Genomic DNA, 16,193 nt, shown 5'->3' on the forward strand with positions numbered 1-16,193 from the left:
CTACTTTGTCCTATTATCAAACCGATTTTACCCATTCGCTAACATATTGCAAAGCAGAATCCAGTTTCTCCGGATCTTTTCCGCCTGCTTGGGCCATATCTGGGCGACCGCCTCCGCCTCCGCCACAGCGACCGGCAACCTCTTTGATCAACTTGCCTGCATGGTAGCCTTTGTCAATCAAATCTTTGGTTACAGCAGCGATTAAATTCACTTTATCATCATTGGCGCTGCCTAAAACAATAATGGCGGATCCCAATTTTTGCTTTAAGTCATCTGCCATATTACGCAGATTATTTATATCTGCTGCTTGAACGTTTGCAGCCAATACGGTTACACCATCAATTTCAACCGCTTTTGACACAAGGTTACCTGCTTCAATATTGCCAAGTTTGGCAGCGAGTGACTCATTTTCTCTTTGCAGCTGTTTCATTTCACCCAGCACGTTTTCAATCCGGTTTACCACTTCTTTAGGACTAACTTTCAGCTTCTCAGCAGCTTCTTTTAATAAACCAACTTGATCATTTAAAACCTTGTAAGCAGATTCTCCGGTAACAGCTTCAATCCGTCTTGTTCCGGCACCTATGCCTCCCTCTGAGACAATTTTAAATAATCCTATGACAGAAGTATTTGGTACGTGGCAACCGCCACACAACTCTAGACTGTAATCCCCAACTTTTACGACACGGACAATATCACCGTATTTTTCGCCGAAGAGAGCCATCGCACCCATTGATTTAGCCTCTGCAATCGGTTTTAAACTAATATCCACTTCGATATTGCTCCAAATCTTTTCGTTCACCATTTTTTCAACTTGCTCAAGCTCTTCCGGTTTAATTTGACCAAAGTGAGAGAAGTCAAAACGTAAACGATCAGGTTCTACTAAGGAGCCTGCTTGGTTGACGTGCTCTCCAAGTACATCCTTTAACGCACGATGCAACAAGTGAGTGGCGGTGTGGTTTTTAATAATTTTCGCACGGTTACTGTCATCAACAGTTGCTTTTACCTGTTGATTTATTTTCAATATACCTGATTTTACTTCAACTTTATGAAGGTTTTGTCCATTTGGAGCTTTTTGGACATCCTTCACATAAGCAGAAACACCTTCGCCTTCGATTACTCCGTGGTCGGCAACTTGTCCGCCGCTCTCGGCATAAAATGGAGTAGAATTCAGGATGACTTGAACCTCTTCACCTGTTTTAGCCTCGTCAGCAAGTTCACCATTTTTGATAATGGCTAAAATGGTAGAATCTGTATGCAGTTCATTATAGCCCACAAATCGGCTCTCCACAGTAAGGTCCCTGAGAGCCCCGCCTTGGACATGCATGGAATTTTCATCATGACGTGCAGCACGAGCGCGTTCTCTTTGACCTTCCATTTCCACCTCAAAGCCTGCGTGGTCTACTTTCATACCTTCTTCTTCTGCATATTCTTCCGTTAATTCAACAGGGAAGCCATATGTGTCATAAAGACGGAATATATCTTCACCGCTTATGGTATCGCTACCTTTTTCTTTTTCCTTTTTAATGACACTAGCTAAAATCGCCAAGCCTTCATGAAGTGTTTCATGGAAGCGTTCCTCTTCCGTTTTGATAACCTTCTGGATAAATTCAGTTTTATTCTTTACTTCAGGATAGAAATCATGCATGATCTCCCCAACAACAGGGACCAGTTCATACATAAACGGGCGCTGAATATTAATTTGTTTTGCATAACGGACTGCTCGACGAAGCAAACGACGCAATACATAGCCGCGCCCTTCATTGGACGGAAGAGCCCCGTCCCCAATCGCAAAGGCCACTGTACGGATGTGGTCAGCAATCACTTTGAATGAAATATCCGTTTCCTTGTCAGCACCGTATTTCACTCCGGAAATTTCTTCGGTTGCCCGGATAATAGGCATAAATAGATCGGTATCGAAGTTGGTTGGAACATTTTGAACAACGGAAGCCATCCGCTCTAAGCCCATCCCGGTATCAATATTTTTCTTTGGAAGCGGCGTATATGTACCGTCAGGATTATGGTTAAATTGGGAAAACACTAGGTTCCATACTTCTAAATATCGCTCATTTTCCCCGCCTGGATACAGTTCTGGATCACTCAGATCATTACCATATTCTGGGCCACGATCATAGAAAATCTCTGTATTGGGACCGCTCGGACCTTCACCGATATCCCAGAAGTTACCTTCAAGTCTAATGATACGTTCTTCTGGAATCCCAATTATCTTATTCCAAAAGTCATACGCTTCGTTGTCCTCTGGATGAACGGTAACAGATAGCTTTTCTTTTTCAAAGCCAATCCATTTTTCATCAGTTAAGAATTCCCACGCCCATTCGATTGCCTCTTTTTTGAAATATTCACCAATGGAAAAATTGCCGAGCATCTCAAAAAAAGTATGGTGGCGTGCGGTTTTTCCGACATTTTCAATATCGTTTGTCCGAATGGACTTTTGCGCATTTGTAATTCGTGGATTTTCCGGAACGACACGTCCATCGAAGTACTTTTTTAATGTTGCAACTCCACTGTTAATCCACAATAAGGATGGATCATCATGTGGGACAAGCGATGCACTTGGTTCAACAGCATGTCCTTTTTCCTTAAAGAATTCTAGAAACATGGCGCGAATTTGTGAGCCTGTTAGTTGTTTCATTATAATAGACCTCCTATAATTTTTAAGCGCTGTTAAATTTGTATGTTGATTTCCGCTCTAGGCACTTCGCTTTCCGTGGGCGTTTCGGCGAGCCTCCTCGGCGCTTGCGCCTGCGGGAGTCTCTCCAGAACCGTACTCCCACAGGAGTCTTCGTGCCTTCCGCTCCAATCAACAGGGTTCTTTAACAAGGCCAATTTTTAAAAAAGCATATAAAAAAGCCCTTCATCCCAAAACAGGGACGAGGGCTATTGCTCGCGGTACCACCCTGATTATGAATACGAAAAGCCAGTATCCATCTCTCATTAATCCTTTAACGCAGGAACACGGCAGGGATTAGCTGCACTCCGGATTAGCTTTCTGTCATCCTTCATCTAGAGCCCCTTTCAGCCTGTGGAAGCTCCTCTCTTTACGCAATTTAGCGCTACAGATGGTCTATAACATACTTGATCCTTCTTCATGTTATATCAATATTGATTCTCTATGACGAATTATATCCATCAGAAAAATCTTTGTCAATGATATCTAAGGGGATTCATTCGTTTTAACGTCAATAAAGTGATTTTTTGCATGGATCAATCCGACTTTCACGACAGCTAGAACCGGAACCGCCAAAATCAATCCAAGGATGCCGCCAACTTCCCCCCCCGCCGTCAACGCCACCATGATTAACAGTGGGTGCATATGCAGGCTTTTGCCGACAATAAACGGAGATAATATATTTCCTTCTAAAAATTGCAGTCCAAACACAATGACCAACGTGATGAGCACCAGCTTTACCGAGGTGGTCGCGGCAATGATGACAGCAGGAACCGCCCCAATAATCGGTCCAAAATAAGGGATGACATTTGTTAATCCACATATCAGCCCCAATAGTAACGGATATTTCAAATGAAAGATCCAAAACAGCAAGGAGGATATACTCCCAATAATAAGACAGACAAGTAGTTGTCCCCTTATGTAGCTCCCAAGCGATTTATCCACATCTCTTAAAAATAAAGTACCCCGTCTACGCCAATTTTTAGGGGTCATATACCAAACTGCCCGTTTTAGAAGGGGATAATCCTTTAACATATAAAACGCAATAAAAGGGATGATCATTAACATTAATGCTGAATTTAAAATATTCACTAGGGTATTCACAATGATGGTTAAAAGCGAATCAAGTTTGGTTTCAAAAGCATCTATGCCAGCGTCAATTTTGGTTTGCAAACCATCCGGCCACTCTCTAGTATGGGACTCTAACCTATGAACCCAGCCGCGATATTGTTCGGCAAATACAGGTGCACTTTCCGACAAATCCTTTATTTGATCTATAATGGCCGGAATTCCTTTGTAAAGAGCAAACCCGATTCCGCCAAAAAAAAGGAAATAAATGAATAAAATGGCCAGTCCCCGATGTAATCCCTTTTCATGTAATTTTTCAACGATTGGATGAAGCAAATATGTAATAAATCCTGCAATGACAAACGGAAGTGCGATGATTGCTACGACACGAACCATCGGCATCCAGACAAAGCTGATTTTGAGAAACACATACATCGCAATGAGTAAAAGGAGTATAAAACCGATTCGATAAAACCATTTCATTCGAATATCCATACTTTGCCTCCTTGATGTTATTCTTAGAGACAAAGGCCAGAAATATGCATAAAACCCCCTCCAATATAGAGGGGGCCGAATTTAAAAAATCACTCGTTTAACCTTACGTGACATTTTTTTCATTTGCCTTCCGGACATTACATTGTTTCTTTGTGCTAGATTATAGGCAGCCATTCCTGCGCCAAAAGCAATCACCGACGTCATCATCTTGTTCATGCGTTTCACCTCTTCTTATAATTTAAAGAGTGTAACGACGCAGATCTTCTTCAAACAAGTCATCCAAGGAACTAAGAGTTCCATCTTCCTCGACCTGATGTGTATTGATAAGGCCTTTGGAGACAGAAAGTTCAATAAAACAGTTCCAGCAATAATATTGGTTGATACCAATTTTACCAATATCCTTGCTCTGGCAATTGGGACACTTTAACATGGAAAGACACCTCACGTTTGATTAACGTCTACGATGATGGCATCCTTCCCGATCGTTAAGGGCTTTTCGGAATGAATCATTTTTTTTCCTTCCATTATATCTGAAAAGAAACCATCCGTAATTTCGTACCCTACGATTGTGCCCAATTCTTCCTGGAAATATACATCTTTTAACAATCCAAGCGATTCCCCGCTCTTGGACAGCAGCATCATCCCATCAAGAGATTGCTGAAAGCTCAAGGCGTTTTCCGAACTGTTTTTGGCCTTGGTGAGCAGACTCGGGTCCTTAACCATCACCCCATCCCAGCCAAAGGATGCCACTTTTTGAATATCCAAAAAGCAGTTTTGTTTGAAGAAAGCGCCTTTTTTTATAATAAGACCTTTCACGATGCCAGCATCTGAAATACAAAGGTCACAAACCTCACCGATTTTTGTGCCATGTTGAAGTTCAAAAACAGGCTGTCCCTTTAATAAGGAAAATGTTCGCAAAGAGTACCCACCTCCTTCGAACATCCTTAGTTTTAGTTTTTTAACATAAAATCATAAGGTGAAACGTTTTCCATTCCGATCATGGGGTCAACTAACATCATTTTTTCTTCATAAGACATTTTTTCGATCAAATCTTCCTCTAAAGGCTGAATGTTTATTTTACCAGGGATGGCTTCTTGCAGCTTTTCAAATAAAGTAGTGAGACGGGACATTTCATCTGCACGTTCCACTCCCATTTTTAACGCTTCCTCTTCCCCGCATAAAATAAGGGATTGTTTACTTCTGGTTATAGCAGTATAAATTAAGTTCCTTTGTAGCATCCGATAATAGCTTCTTGTGATCGGCAAAATCACAATTGGGAACTCGCTTCCTTGTGATTTATGGACAGAACAGCAATAGGCATGGGTAATTTGAGTTAAATCCTGCCGGGTATACTCGACCTCATTCCCCTCAAAAGAAATATAAATCATATCCTGTTTTTCGGTATTTTCTTTGGCATAAATAATTGAGATTATTTCTCCAATATCTCCATTAAACACATTGTTTTCTGGCTGATTGACTAACTGCAGCACTTTGTCGCCAATCCTATATTTGACTTCACCAAATGCTATTTCTTTTCGTTTTCCATCCGGATTGGGGTTGAAAATCTCCTGAAGCAAGACATTTAAACGGTCAATCCCGGCAGGACCTCTGTACATAGGAGCCAGGACCTGGATATCCTTGGCCGTATATCCCTTATTTTTGGCATTTAAAGCCACTTTTTCAACCACTTCGGCAATTTGCGAGGTTGAGCATTTGATAAAAGAACGGTCAGCTTGTTTGGCCGTTATATCTGCAGGCAAATGTCCCTTTTTTATTTCATGAGCCAGTTCAATGATAGAGGAGCCTTCTGCCTGACGGTAAATATCTGTTAATCTGACAGTTGGAATCCGCTCAGAACGCAGCAAATCTTTTAAAACTTGGCCAGGACCGACGGATGGAAGCTGATCTTCGTCTCCAACCATGATTACCTGAATCCCGTCTGGGAGAGCTTTAAACAGTTTGTTGGCAAGCCAAATATCAAGCATCGAAGTCTCATCGATAATTAAAATTTTTCCCTCAAGGGGACTCTCTTCACCTTTATCAAATCCTTCCGATCCATTAAAACCAAGCAGACGATGAATCGTTACAGCCGGCAGTCCGGTAGATTCACTCATCCTTTTGGCAGCACGACCAGTTGGAGCCGCTAATAAGAATGGAAATGGTTCATCTTTTTTAAAATAATCCTTTAGCTCCAGCGAACAGCCATGCAACTCGGCATAAAGCTCAACAATCCCCTTGATTACCGTTGTTTTTCCTGTTCCTGGTCCGCCCGTTAACATTAACATCGGCGACATCAACGCGGTTTGAATCGCTTCCTTTTGGGAAGGAGCATACTGTACACCCAGCCGTTCTTCTAAAGCACCTAAAGCCAGTAAAAACTCTGATTCAGGAAACTGATCCTTGTACTCAGTTTGTTCGAGAATCCGTTTAATACTAGTCACGAGGCCTTTTTCTGCAAAATATAAAGACGGTAAATATACTCGCTGTTCCTCACCGATTATTTTATTCTCTTCCTCGAGCTTTATAATTTCATTGGAGATATCGCTATATTCAATTTGATCCCGCTTATTTTCTTCAAGGAGCTTTTTAACCTGTTCCAGTAAACCCCGAACCGGCATAAAAACATGACCCGTTTGCATGCATTCATATTCCAACGTGTATAGGCAGCCGGCCTTAATACGATCCGGATGATTTCCGGTGATACCTAACTGATGCCCTAACTCATCTGCGCGGCCAAAACCAATCCCCTCAATATCCTCCACTAGCTGGTAGGGATTCTTTTGGATAATCGTAAGAGTCTCTTCTTTATAGGCTTGATAAATCCTCATCGATAATTGCGGGCCGAAGCCGTATTGATTAAGAGCAATCATTACCTGTTCTAACCCTTGATACTCCATCAGCGTATCATAAAGCATTTTTGCCTTTTCAGGAGGGAGCTTCGGAACCGAATCAAGCAGGGACGGCTGATTGAGGATTTTGGAAATCGCATTTTCCCCTAAGGTTTCTACGATATTCTCAGCTGTTCTTTTCCCGATCCCTTTGAACATTTCACCGGATAAATAGGCGATGATCCCCTGTTTTGTTTGCGGCATGTCCTTTCGAAAATGGTTAGCAATATATTGTGTACCAAACCGTGGATGCTCCTTAAATTCTCCGTAAAAAATATACGTTTCCTGCTCATGGATTTTAGGAAAATAACCAGTGATAACCGCTTCCTTGTCACTGTATTCATGATTGGTTTCGTCCACGCGAATTCTTAACACAGTATATAGATTTTGTTCATTGTGAAAAATCGTAACGATTGGCCGGCCTTTAACAAACTTTCCCTGTTCAGAAAATAAATCAAGGGTTTCTTGGTTTTCCATTCGCCGAGCTCCCTCCTTTCTACAGGTTTGTGATTTCTTATGCTTTTAGTTTTTCAATTAATGTGGTTGCTTGTAAAGCCATCAAATGTTCCGGATCTAATCGCAGCCCTTTTTCCAGCATTTCTAAAGCTTTGCCTTCGTTTCCTTTAAAGGCAGAACTTAGACCAAGGAAATAACAAGCATTGGCATAGTTTTCATCAATCATCAAACATTCTTCAAATTGAGCAATGGCTTCTTCTATGTATTCATTTTGCAACAGACACATTCCGAATTCAAAGCGGGCTTCCAAATCGTCTCCGTTTAATTCGACACTACGTTGTAAAAACGGTATAGCCAGCTTTTGTTGACCTAGCTTCATTAAAGACATACCTAGTAGAAAGAAATTATCGCTTGATTCCAAGCCTTTTTTCATGGCAGATTCAAACATATCCTTTGCTTGTGAAAATTGTCCGTTGCTGTAATAAAGATTTCCAGCACTATAGTAAGCCGCTGCTGCGTTTTCATCTATTTCAATTGCTTTTTGAAAAAATTGAAGTGCTTTGTCATTGTCTCCCAAAGCGGATAATACATTTCCAAAATTGATATAAGCAATTGGATCTTGACCATTCTCATTAATGGCTTCATAAAAGGCTTTAGCTGCCTCTTCCAGATTGCCTTCCTGCATATATTTAACACCTAATTGGTTTTTGTCCATTTCATTCAACTCCGTTCTATAGGGAAGTATAACACATTGGGTAGAAAATTGGTTCTTTGGATTAAGGGATGGAGGATACCGCGAGATTTTTTGATATTCCCGCCAGTTTTTACAATATTCCCGCGAATTTCTAAACTAATTCCGCCAGTTTTTGCGATATTTCCGCGTGTTTTCATGATTTTCCCGCGAATCCTCAAAAAACCCCGATTCTACTAATAGAATCAGGGCTTTTATTAACCAACATAAGTGATACGCTCACCATTTTTATACACTTCATCAATTGTACCGCCGCCGAGGCATTCGTCATCAAGATAAAAAACAGCAGCTTGTCCAGGGGTCACCGCACGAATGGGTTCATGGAACAATACTTTAACGCGATTATCTTCCAAAAGCTGAACCGTTACTTTGTGATCTTCCTGACGATAGCGGAATTTTGCCGTACACTCAAATTCAGCTGGCTTTTCCCGCTTAGATACCCAGCTTATATTTGTGGCAATAATCGAATCGGAATAGAGCTTTTCATTGTGAAAGCCTTGTCCGACATAAAGGACATTTCGTTTTAAATCTTTTCCGATGGCAAACCACGGCTCACCGGACCCACCGATCCCTAAGCCATGACGCTGACCAATCGTATGATACATCAGCCCTTCATGACGGCCTTTAACCTCACCGTCGAATGTTTCCATATTACCAGGTTGGGCCGGCAAATACTGCCCCAGAAATTCTTTAAAATTTCGTTCCCCGATAAAACAAATTCCGGTACTGTCTTTTTTAGTAGCAGTCGCAAGATTAGCTTCCTTGGCAATTTCCCGGACTCGTGACTTTTCAAGATTGCCGATTGGGAACATTACCTTGCTAATTTGGTCTTGGGACAATTGATTTAAAAAATAGGTTTGGTCCTTATTTTCATCAAGGCCACGGAGCATTTTATATTCCCCGTCACGAAACTCTACCCTTGCGTAATGGCCGGTAGCGAGGTAATCTGCCCCTAAATTCATCGCGTGGTCCAAAAAGGCCTTAAACTTAATTTCTTTGTTGCACATCACGTCTGGATTCGGTGTTCTGCCAGCCTTATATTCTTCTAGGAAATAGGTAAATACCTTGTCCCAATATTGTTTTTCAAAATTAACAGCATAATATGGAATGCCGATTTGATTACAGACTCGAATGACATCATTATAGTCTTCTGTCGCCGTACAAACACCGTTTTCATCGGTGTCATCCCAGTTTTTCATGAATATGCCGATGACGTCATACCCCTGTTGCTTTAGTAATAGGGCCGCTACCGACGAGTCCACGCCTCCAGACATCCCAACAACGACACGGGTATTTTTCGGATCTTTGATTTCCACCATATTTCACCTCTCTTGTTGTAACTTTTTTTAAACCATTTATTATTTCAGGCGTGAAACAACCTTGGCTGTTTCTTCAGCCGCCCTGATGATTTCTTCCTCTGTTGTGGTAAAACCAAAGCTAAAGCGGATTGAATTCACTAGTCTTTCGGATTGCTTTCCAAACATCGCGACCAGAACATGGGATGGCTCAATAGAACCAGCCGTACATGCTGAACCGCTTGACACAGCAATTCCCGCTAAATCCAGATTGACAAGCATGGCTTCCACGTTTGTACCGGGAAAGCTTAAGTTTAATACATGAGGCAGCGAATATTCAAGAGATCCGTTTATGGAAAAATCAACATGTGCATCGCATAGTCTTTGCACCAAAATTTCTTTATAGTTTCTGAAACTTTCCCGTTTAGCAGCTCTTTCTTCCTCAGCAATCTTGACTGCCTCGGCAAATCCGGCAATGGAAGCAACATTTTCCGTTCCAGCTCGACGTTTCCGTTCTTGCTCACCACCAAAAACACGGGGGGATATTTTTACATTAGAACGCACATAAAGAAAACCGGTCCCTTTAGGTCCATTAATTTTGTGTGCCGAAACCGAAAGTAAATCAATGAAGCATTCATTAACATCAATATTTTCCAGTCCGTAAGCCTGCACCGCATCTGTATGGAATTTTGCCTGATGATCTTTCAGCAATTCGCCAATTTCTTTTATAGGCTGAAGCGTTCCTACCTCGTTATTTCCATACATAATAGAAACGAGAATCGTATCATCCCGTAACGCTGATTTAAGGACATCAAGGGAAATACATCCTGATTCGTCCACCGGTAAATAGGTAACTTCAAAACCAAGCTTCTCCAGCTTTTGGCACGCATGTAAAACAGCATGATGTTCAATCTGAGTGGTAATAATATGTCTACCATTGCTCTGATAGGTTTCAGCCGTCCCAAAAAGTGCCATATTATCAGCCTCAGTGCCTCCGCTTGTAAAAATAATCTCGTTTTCCTTGGCACCAATGCTCTCTGCCATGACTTCCCGCGCTAAATCAATCTGGTGACGTGCTTCCCTTCCAAATGAATGAATGCTTGAGGGATTGCCAAAAGTTGCATTCATGACATCCAGCATTTTATCAATCACTCTAGGTTGCATGGGAGATGTGGCTGCATGATCGAGATAAATCCTTTCCATTGTAACACCTTCAATCAAAATAATTCTCTAGTATCTCCATTAAATATAAAACATATAACCTTCGTCAGGTTCACTGTCATTACTGTGGCTCGCCAAATCTTCAAGGGTAGTATTGTCCAATACATCTTTGATGGCATCGCGAATCCGAATCCATAACTCCCGTTTGGCCGGTTCTTCATCTTCGATTCCTTCTACAGGTGTGATTGGCCCCTCTAAAATCCGAATAACATCCCCTGCGGTAATTTTAGAAGGAATATCTGATAAAATATAACCGCCATAGGCACCTCTGATGCTCTTTACTAAACCGGCATTACGCAAAGGAGCTATTAATTGTTCCAAATAATGTTCTGATAACTCATTTGCTTGTGCAATAGCTTTCAAGGAAGTTGGGCCTTCGCCGTATTTCTTAGCGAGTTCAATCATAATTGTAAGGCCGTAGCGACCCTTAGTCGAAATTTTCATATATATTTACACCTCTGTTCAAATTTCACATTTAATAACTTGAGAATAATAGGCATTAGCAATTATATCATATTCTTCTTTGTTATGCTTTTTGAAGTCGGAAATGGTATTGTATGATAAGAATAATCTTTTGGGGAGATCAATATGGTGGAAAAACCGTTAGCATTTCGGATGAGACCGCGGACGATTGAAGAAATCGTCGGGCAGCAGCATCTAGTCGGGGAAGGCAAAATCATTGCCAGAATGGTCAAAGCAAAACAGCTATCGTCGATGATCCTTTATGGTCCGCCTGGAATCGGCAAAACCTCGATAGCCAGTGCCATTGCCGGGAGCACGAAATACGCCTTTCGTACCCTGAATGCTGTAACTAATAATAAAAAAGACATGGAAATAGTTGCTGCTGAGGCAAAAATGTCCGGGAAAGTGATTTTGCTGCTTGATGAGGTTCACCGTTTGGATAAGGCCAAACAAGATTTCTTATTGCCCTATCTGGAAAATGGAATGATTGTCCTAATTGGTGCGACCACAAGTAATCCCTATCATGCCATTAACCCGGCGATCCGCAGTCGCTGTCAAATTTTCGAATTAAAACCGTTATCACCCGACGAAGTAAAACAAGCCTTAATTCGAGCTCTTGAAGATGAAGAACGGGGCTTAGGGAATTATAAAATTGACATTTCTGAAGAAGCTTTGATGCATTTTGCTCAAGGGTCAGGCGGAGACGTCAGAAGTTCGTTAAATGGCTTGGAACTTGCTGTCCGCTCAACGGATCAAGATGAAAATGGCATTATTCATATTAATGTGGAAACCGCAGAAGAATGCCTGCAAAAGAAAAGCATTGCGGCTGATAAAGACGGTGATGCCCATTATGATGTTGTTTCCGCTTTTCAAAAATCAATCCGCGGCAGTGATGTCAATGCGGCCCTCCATTACTTAGGCCGATTGGTTGAAGCAGGAGACTTGCCAAGCATTAGCCGACGGCTGATTGTAATTGCTTATGAAGACATTGGACTCGCTAATCCACAGGCAGGAGCAAGAACCTTGGCTGCCATCGAAACAGCCGAGCGAATTGGATTCCCTGAGGCCAGAATTCCGCTAGCGAACGCGGTCATCGAACTGTGCCTGTCACCGAAGTCAAATTCAGCCATCATGGCTATTGATGCCGCCTTAAGTGACATCCAAAAAGGAATCACTGGTGAAGTACCGGATCATTTAAAGGACGCCCATTATAAAGGAGCTAAGGAACTTGGTCGGGGCATTGACTATAAATACCCGCACGACTATGAAAATGGCTGGGTCCCCCAGCAATACCTGCCTGACAAAATCAAACACAAACAATACTACCAGCCTAAACGAACAGGCAAATTCGAACAAGCAATGGCCACAGTCTTTGAAAAACTGAATCGAAAATAGAAACAGGCACCACAATGATGGGTGCCTGTCACCTTTATTATGCAGCTACATCTCTCTTCTTAAAAACAAAGAACGCGAGGAACTGAAAAACAGCAAAGTATAAAATCAGCATAATGATTGAGAAGGTTAAGGTCATACCGTTTACTAGTGGCGTGCCTTCAAAGTACTGCATCAAGTCTGTGTTAGCAAAAAGCAGGTACTTTGCCCATGAGAATTTAATGGCTAATAAGGCGGTGAATTGAGCCCCGGTAAACAGTAAAAATAACGATAAACCAATTGCCAATGAACTGTTGCGGAATACTGAAGAAATCATAAAGGCCATCGTGACTAGCATCAGCATTTCAATCGAACTTAAGCCATAATAGATTAATAGATGAACTACCATATTTTGTTCTGTAACATGACCATTATAATAGTTCAAATAAGGAGTCACTTTATCCGGCATTCCGAATAGAATAGCCCCTAAAGCTGTTGAGAATACAAATAGAATGGCAATCATGAACAGTGCAAATACGAGCACAGTTAAATATTTGGAGGTTAGTATTTTCGTTCGATTAATGGGCCTGATCAATAAGAGCTTAATCGTCCCCCAGTTAAACTCACTCGAGACAATTCCCGCCGACACGATGATAATAAATAAACCTGCTAAAGTTATTAGTTCTGAAGCGTCTTTTACAAATGACCAAACGTTATATTCCTGACTTGGTGCTAAATGATGCTGAATCCGATAGTCATTGATGGCAATGGTCTTTTTATAATATTGCTTCTCCATTTCCGAATGGCTTTGTTCCATCTGTTTTTTCAAGGCATTATTTTCTTCGCGCAGTGTTTGTTCCCATTTTGGATTGGCTGCCGCATCTTTTCCATTTTCCTGATATTTGAAAAAGGCACCGACAACAGCTGTACTAAGAATTAAGATTGCGATCATGACATAAGTTCCAGGACGTCTAAACACTTTCATCCATTCATTCTTTATTAAATTAAGCATGGATCATCGCCTCCTTTTCACCGGTTACTTCCAGGAAGCGGTCCTCTAGGGTTTTTGCCGTTTCCTTAATGCCATATACTTGTATATTTTCTTCCACAAAAGCTTTAACGAGATTTGGTATTTCCTCTTTAGACAATTCTACTGTAATTCCATTTTTTGAACGTTGAACACGAATATCAGGATAACAGGATTTGAATACGGTAATGGCCTTATCACTTGGAACTACTTCAATCTCGTAAACAGCTCCTTCTCCCTGAACAAACTCTTTTACCTGCTGCACATCAATTAATCGGCCATCTTGAATAATTCCAATCCGGTCACACATCATTTCCATTTCCGATAGCAAGTGACTGGAGACAATGACAGCCATGTTCTTTTCTCTCGCTAGCTGGCGGACATAGTCACGTATTTCTCTAATTCCTGCAGGATCCAATCCGTTAGTTGGTTCATCAAGAATCAGCACCTGAGGGTCATGTAACAGACATTGGGCCAATCCCAATCTCTGCCTCATTCCAAGTGAATAAGTTTTTACCTTATCATGAATGCGGTTAGTCAGGCCGACTAGCCCTACTACCTCGGCAATTTTTTCTTTGGTGATGCCTTTTGACATTCTAGCAAAATGAACAAGATTTTGATAACCCGTCAGAAATTTATACATTTCCGGATTTTCAACGATCGCTCCAATATGGCGGACCGCATCTTCAAAATCATTTTTTATACTAGAGCCTCCAATCATAATATCGCCGGAGGTAATCCCCATTAAGCCAACAATCATCCTAATGGTTGTTGTTTTACCGGCACCATTTGGACCTAAAAAACCAAAGACTTCCCCTTTATTTACTTGAAAGCTAATATCATCAATGATTTTTTTGCCCTTGATGCTTTTTGTGACATTTTTTAACTCAACAATGGTTTCCAACATTCTCCACCTCTTTTTTCTTTCCTCCAATAGTGTAACTGATTATGAAAAAATTTTCCTGTACTATTAGGTCTTCACAAAATTATTATAGCTTGCTGACGCTCCATTTTAATAACGGCTGTAGGTCGAAAAACTTCTAGGTCTAGGGTCTTAGAAACTAAAGAATAAATGGTTACAAAATAATATTTTTATATTTAATTATAATAATTATAAATAAGTATTGATTTTTGTTTAATAAATGTTATCATTTACTTAACGGCTTACATGACAAATAATGAGGTGAAATGAATGAATAAGATTTGTCCAACATGCAATACACCCATTAAAATCCTTAAACATAGTTTGAAGTGTAATTGTGGAATTAAATTAAAAACAATAAAAACGATTGTATAGAAAAATCCTCGGGTACAATTCTGAGGATTTTTTTGGGTGTTAGCACTTCTATGATACTTCTCTCCGGTATTTCTAGCCCTGCCCGCCCTTGAGCCTCCCTTTGATAATAAAAAAAACCCTCAATCCAATGGATTTAAGGGTTCAGCCTATTTACTTTTCATCCTTAACGCGTTTAATTTTTATATCCTTTAATAATTCCCGTACTACATAACTTGCCATGATTAATCCGCAGGCAGATGGAACAAAGGCATTTGATGACGGTGGCATTTTCGCTTTGCGAATTTCGGCCTTATCGTTTCCTACTACCTTTCGTACATCTTCCCGAATTACAATTGGGCTCTCATCAGAGAAAACAACCGGAAGCCCTTTTTTAATTCCTTCTTTACGGAGTTTTGTTCGAATTACCTTCGCAATCGGGTCCGTGTGGGTTTTTGATATATCCGCTATTTGGAACCGGGTTGGGTCCATTTTATTGGCCGCACCCATGCTCGAAATAATTGGGATACCCCGTCTAAAACATTCTTTTGCCAAATGAATTTTGTACATAATCGTATCAGAGGCATCTACTACAAAATCTAAATTATAGCTAAATATTTCTTCATAGGTATCCTCTGTATAAAACATCTTAAGGGCGATGACTTCACAATCGGGGTTAATATCCTTAATGCGTTCTTCCATAATCTCTACCTTAGGTCTGCCCACAGTAGATAGCAAAGCTATAAGCTGACGATTCACATTAGTAATATCAACATCGTCTTTATCGATTAGCACAAGACGCCCAACCCCTGATCTTGCCAAGGCTTCAGCGGCAAAGGATCCAACCCCGCCAATGCCAAGCACGGCGACCGTACTATTTTTCATAATGTCCAGTCCTTCTGTTCCTATCGCAAGCTCATTTCGAGAAAATTGATGCAACATGACGTTCACTCCAAATTTTTAATTCATTTCATTAGTTTTATCATTTCACCCTAAAAAATATAACATACTCGTCTTTAAAAACAAGTATTTTTATAGGAATTATGCATATAAGATTAAATTAATAATCCTTCACCATAACTTTTCGTGTCTTTGTTGTACGACAGAGGTTTGTCTTTCATGAAAAACATTCCTTTTGGTACCGGATCGTGGTTTGTCTTTCATACATCCGATGAACGACATTTCTCTATTTGTTGGAAC

Annotated in this window: 14 protein-coding genes; 1 reads left to right on the plus strand and 13 read right to left on the minus strand. The window is 40.9% G+C overall.

All coding sequences use genetic code 11. The features are described 5' to 3' along the window. Window positions 1-16: 16 nt before the first annotated feature. The 10 genes from alaS to cymR all read right to left on the minus strand — a co-directional run bounded on the left by alaS (window position 17) and on the right by cymR (window position 11,304). Window positions 17-2,650: an alanine--tRNA ligase gene (gene alaS, locus ACI3K6_RS14925; protein WP_435555434.1), complete on the minus strand. Its 2,634-nt coding sequence runs from the start codon at window positions 2,648-2,650 to the stop codon at window positions 17-19. A 522-nt stretch (window positions 2,651-3,172) separates the two neighbouring features. Next, complete coding sequence (locus ACI3K6_RS14930) at window positions 3,173-4,249, minus strand: AI-2E family transporter (RefSeq protein ID WP_335480224.1); 1,077 nt, start codon at window positions 4,247-4,249, stop codon at window positions 3,173-3,175. An 81-nt stretch (window positions 4,250-4,330) separates the two neighbouring features. After that, window positions 4,331-4,465 carry a YrzQ family protein gene (locus tag ACI3K6_RS14935; protein WP_335480221.1) on the minus strand — a complete coding sequence of 45 codons (135 nt, stop codon included), beginning with the start codon at window positions 4,463-4,465 and terminating at the stop codon, window positions 4,331-4,333. Window positions 4,466-4,487: 22 nt separating this feature from the next. Further along, entirely contained in the window at window positions 4,488-4,679 is a 192-nt protein-coding gene (locus tag ACI3K6_RS14940) for a hypothetical protein (RefSeq protein ID WP_335480218.1), read from the minus strand. A gap of 11 nt (window positions 4,680-4,690) precedes the next feature. Continuing rightward, window positions 4,691-5,167: a PRC-barrel domain-containing protein gene (locus ACI3K6_RS14945; RefSeq protein ID WP_435555435.1), complete on the minus strand. Its 477-nt coding sequence runs from the start codon at window positions 5,165-5,167 to the stop codon at window positions 4,691-4,693. Between the two features lie 32 nt (window positions 5,168-5,199). Beyond that, on the minus strand, window positions 5,200-7,614 hold the full coding sequence (gene recD2 / locus ACI3K6_RS14950) for an SF1B family DNA helicase RecD2 (RefSeq protein ID WP_435555436.1): 2,415 nt from the start codon (window positions 7,612-7,614) through the stop codon (window positions 5,200-5,202). Between the two features lie 37 nt (window positions 7,615-7,651). Continuing rightward, window positions 7,652-8,308 carry a tetratricopeptide repeat protein gene (locus ACI3K6_RS14955; RefSeq protein ID WP_335480210.1) on the minus strand — a complete coding sequence of 219 codons (657 nt, stop codon included), beginning with the start codon at window positions 8,306-8,308 and terminating at the stop codon, window positions 7,652-7,654. Window positions 8,309-8,541: 233 nt separating this feature from the next. Beyond that, window positions 8,542-9,663, minus strand: a complete 1,122-nt coding sequence (mnmA, locus tag ACI3K6_RS14960) for a tRNA 2-thiouridine(34) synthase MnmA (protein ID WP_435555437.1) — start codon at window positions 9,661-9,663, stop codon at window positions 8,542-8,544. Between the two features lie 39 nt (window positions 9,664-9,702). After that, window positions 9,703-10,842: a cysteine desulfurase family protein gene (locus tag ACI3K6_RS14965; RefSeq protein ID WP_435555438.1), complete on the minus strand. Its 1,140-nt coding sequence runs from the start codon at window positions 10,840-10,842 to the stop codon at window positions 9,703-9,705. A 39-nt stretch (window positions 10,843-10,881) separates the two neighbouring features. Continuing rightward, entirely contained in the window at window positions 10,882-11,304 is a 423-nt protein-coding gene (gene cymR / locus ACI3K6_RS14970; protein WP_335480198.1) for a cysteine metabolism transcriptional regulator CymR, read from the minus strand. Window positions 11,305-11,448: 144 nt separating this feature from the next. On the opposite strand from cymR, the gene ACI3K6_RS14975 reads away from it, so the two are divergent. Beyond that, entirely contained in the window at window positions 11,449-12,717 is a 1,269-nt protein-coding gene (locus ACI3K6_RS14975) for a replication-associated recombination protein A (RefSeq protein ID WP_335480195.1), read from the plus strand. Window positions 12,718-12,754: 37 nt separating this feature from the next. Here ACI3K6_RS14975 and ACI3K6_RS14980 read toward each other — a convergent pair whose 3' ends face one another. The 3 genes from ACI3K6_RS14980 to ACI3K6_RS14990 form a co-directional block, all read right to left on the minus strand. Further along, window positions 12,755-13,705 carry an ABC transporter permease gene (locus tag ACI3K6_RS14980; protein WP_335480192.1) on the minus strand — a complete coding sequence of 317 codons (951 nt, stop codon included), beginning with the start codon at window positions 13,703-13,705 and terminating at the stop codon, window positions 12,755-12,757. After that, complete coding sequence (locus ACI3K6_RS14985) at window positions 13,698-14,624, minus strand: ABC transporter ATP-binding protein (RefSeq protein ID WP_435555439.1); 927 nt, start codon at window positions 14,622-14,624, stop codon at window positions 13,698-13,700. Before ACI3K6_RS14985 ends, ACI3K6_RS14980 begins: the two co-directional genes overlap by 8 nt. A 543-nt stretch (window positions 14,625-15,167) precedes the next feature. Further along, the gene (locus tag ACI3K6_RS14990) at window positions 15,168-15,935 is read right to left on the minus strand and encodes a tRNA threonylcarbamoyladenosine dehydratase (RefSeq protein ID WP_435555440.1); all 768 of its coding nucleotides are present in this window, start codon (window positions 15,933-15,935) and stop codon (window positions 15,168-15,170) included. Between the last annotated feature and the right edge of the window lie 258 nt (window positions 15,936-16,193).

It is taken from the genome of Neobacillus solisequens, assembly GCF_051233465.1.
In the GTDB taxonomy this organism is placed as follows: Bacteria; Bacillota; Bacilli; order Bacillales; family Cytobacillaceae; genus Neobacillus.

Bases quoted from the DNA above. Each gene is read 5' to 3' on its own strand.
- alaS (WP_435555434.1), bottom strand. From the start codon at position 2,650: ATGAAACAACTAACAGGCTCACAAATTCGCGCCATGTTTCTAGAATTC.
- ACI3K6_RS14930 (WP_335480224.1), bottom strand. From the start codon at position 4,249: ATGGATATTCGAATGAAATGGTTTTATCGAATCGGTTTTATACTCCTT.
- ACI3K6_RS14935 (WP_335480221.1), bottom strand. From the start codon at position 4,465: ATGAACAAGATGATGACGTCGGTGATTGCTTTTGGCGCAGGAATGGCT.
- ACI3K6_RS14940 (WP_335480218.1), bottom strand. From the start codon at position 4,679: ATGTTAAAGTGTCCCAATTGCCAGAGCAAGGATATTGGTAAAATTGGT.
- recD2 (WP_435555436.1), bottom strand. From the start codon at position 7,614: ATGGAAAACCAAGAAACCCTTGATTTATTTTCTGAACAGGGAAAGTTT.
- ACI3K6_RS14955 (WP_335480210.1), bottom strand. From the start codon at position 8,308: ATGGACAAAAACCAATTAGGTGTTAAATATATGCAGGAAGGCAATCTG.
- mnmA (WP_435555437.1), bottom strand. From the start codon at position 9,663: ATGGTGGAAATCAAAGATCCGAAAAATACCCGTGTCGTTGTTGGGATG.
- ACI3K6_RS14965 (WP_435555438.1), bottom strand. From the start codon at position 10,842: ATGGAAAGGATTTATCTCGATCATGCAGCCACATCTCCCATGCAACCT.
- cymR (WP_335480198.1), bottom strand. From the start codon at position 11,304: ATGAAAATTTCGACTAAGGGTCGCTACGGCCTTACAATTATGATTGAA.
- ACI3K6_RS14975 (WP_335480195.1), top strand. From the start codon at position 11,449: ATGGTGGAAAAACCGTTAGCATTTCGGATGAGACCGCGGACGATTGAA.
- ACI3K6_RS14980 (WP_335480192.1), bottom strand. From the start codon at position 13,705: ATGCTTAATTTAATAAAGAATGAATGGATGAAAGTGTTTAGACGTCCT.
- ACI3K6_RS14990 (WP_435555440.1), bottom strand. From the start codon at position 15,935: ATGTTGCATCAATTTTCTCGAAATGAGCTTGCGATAGGAACAGAAGGA.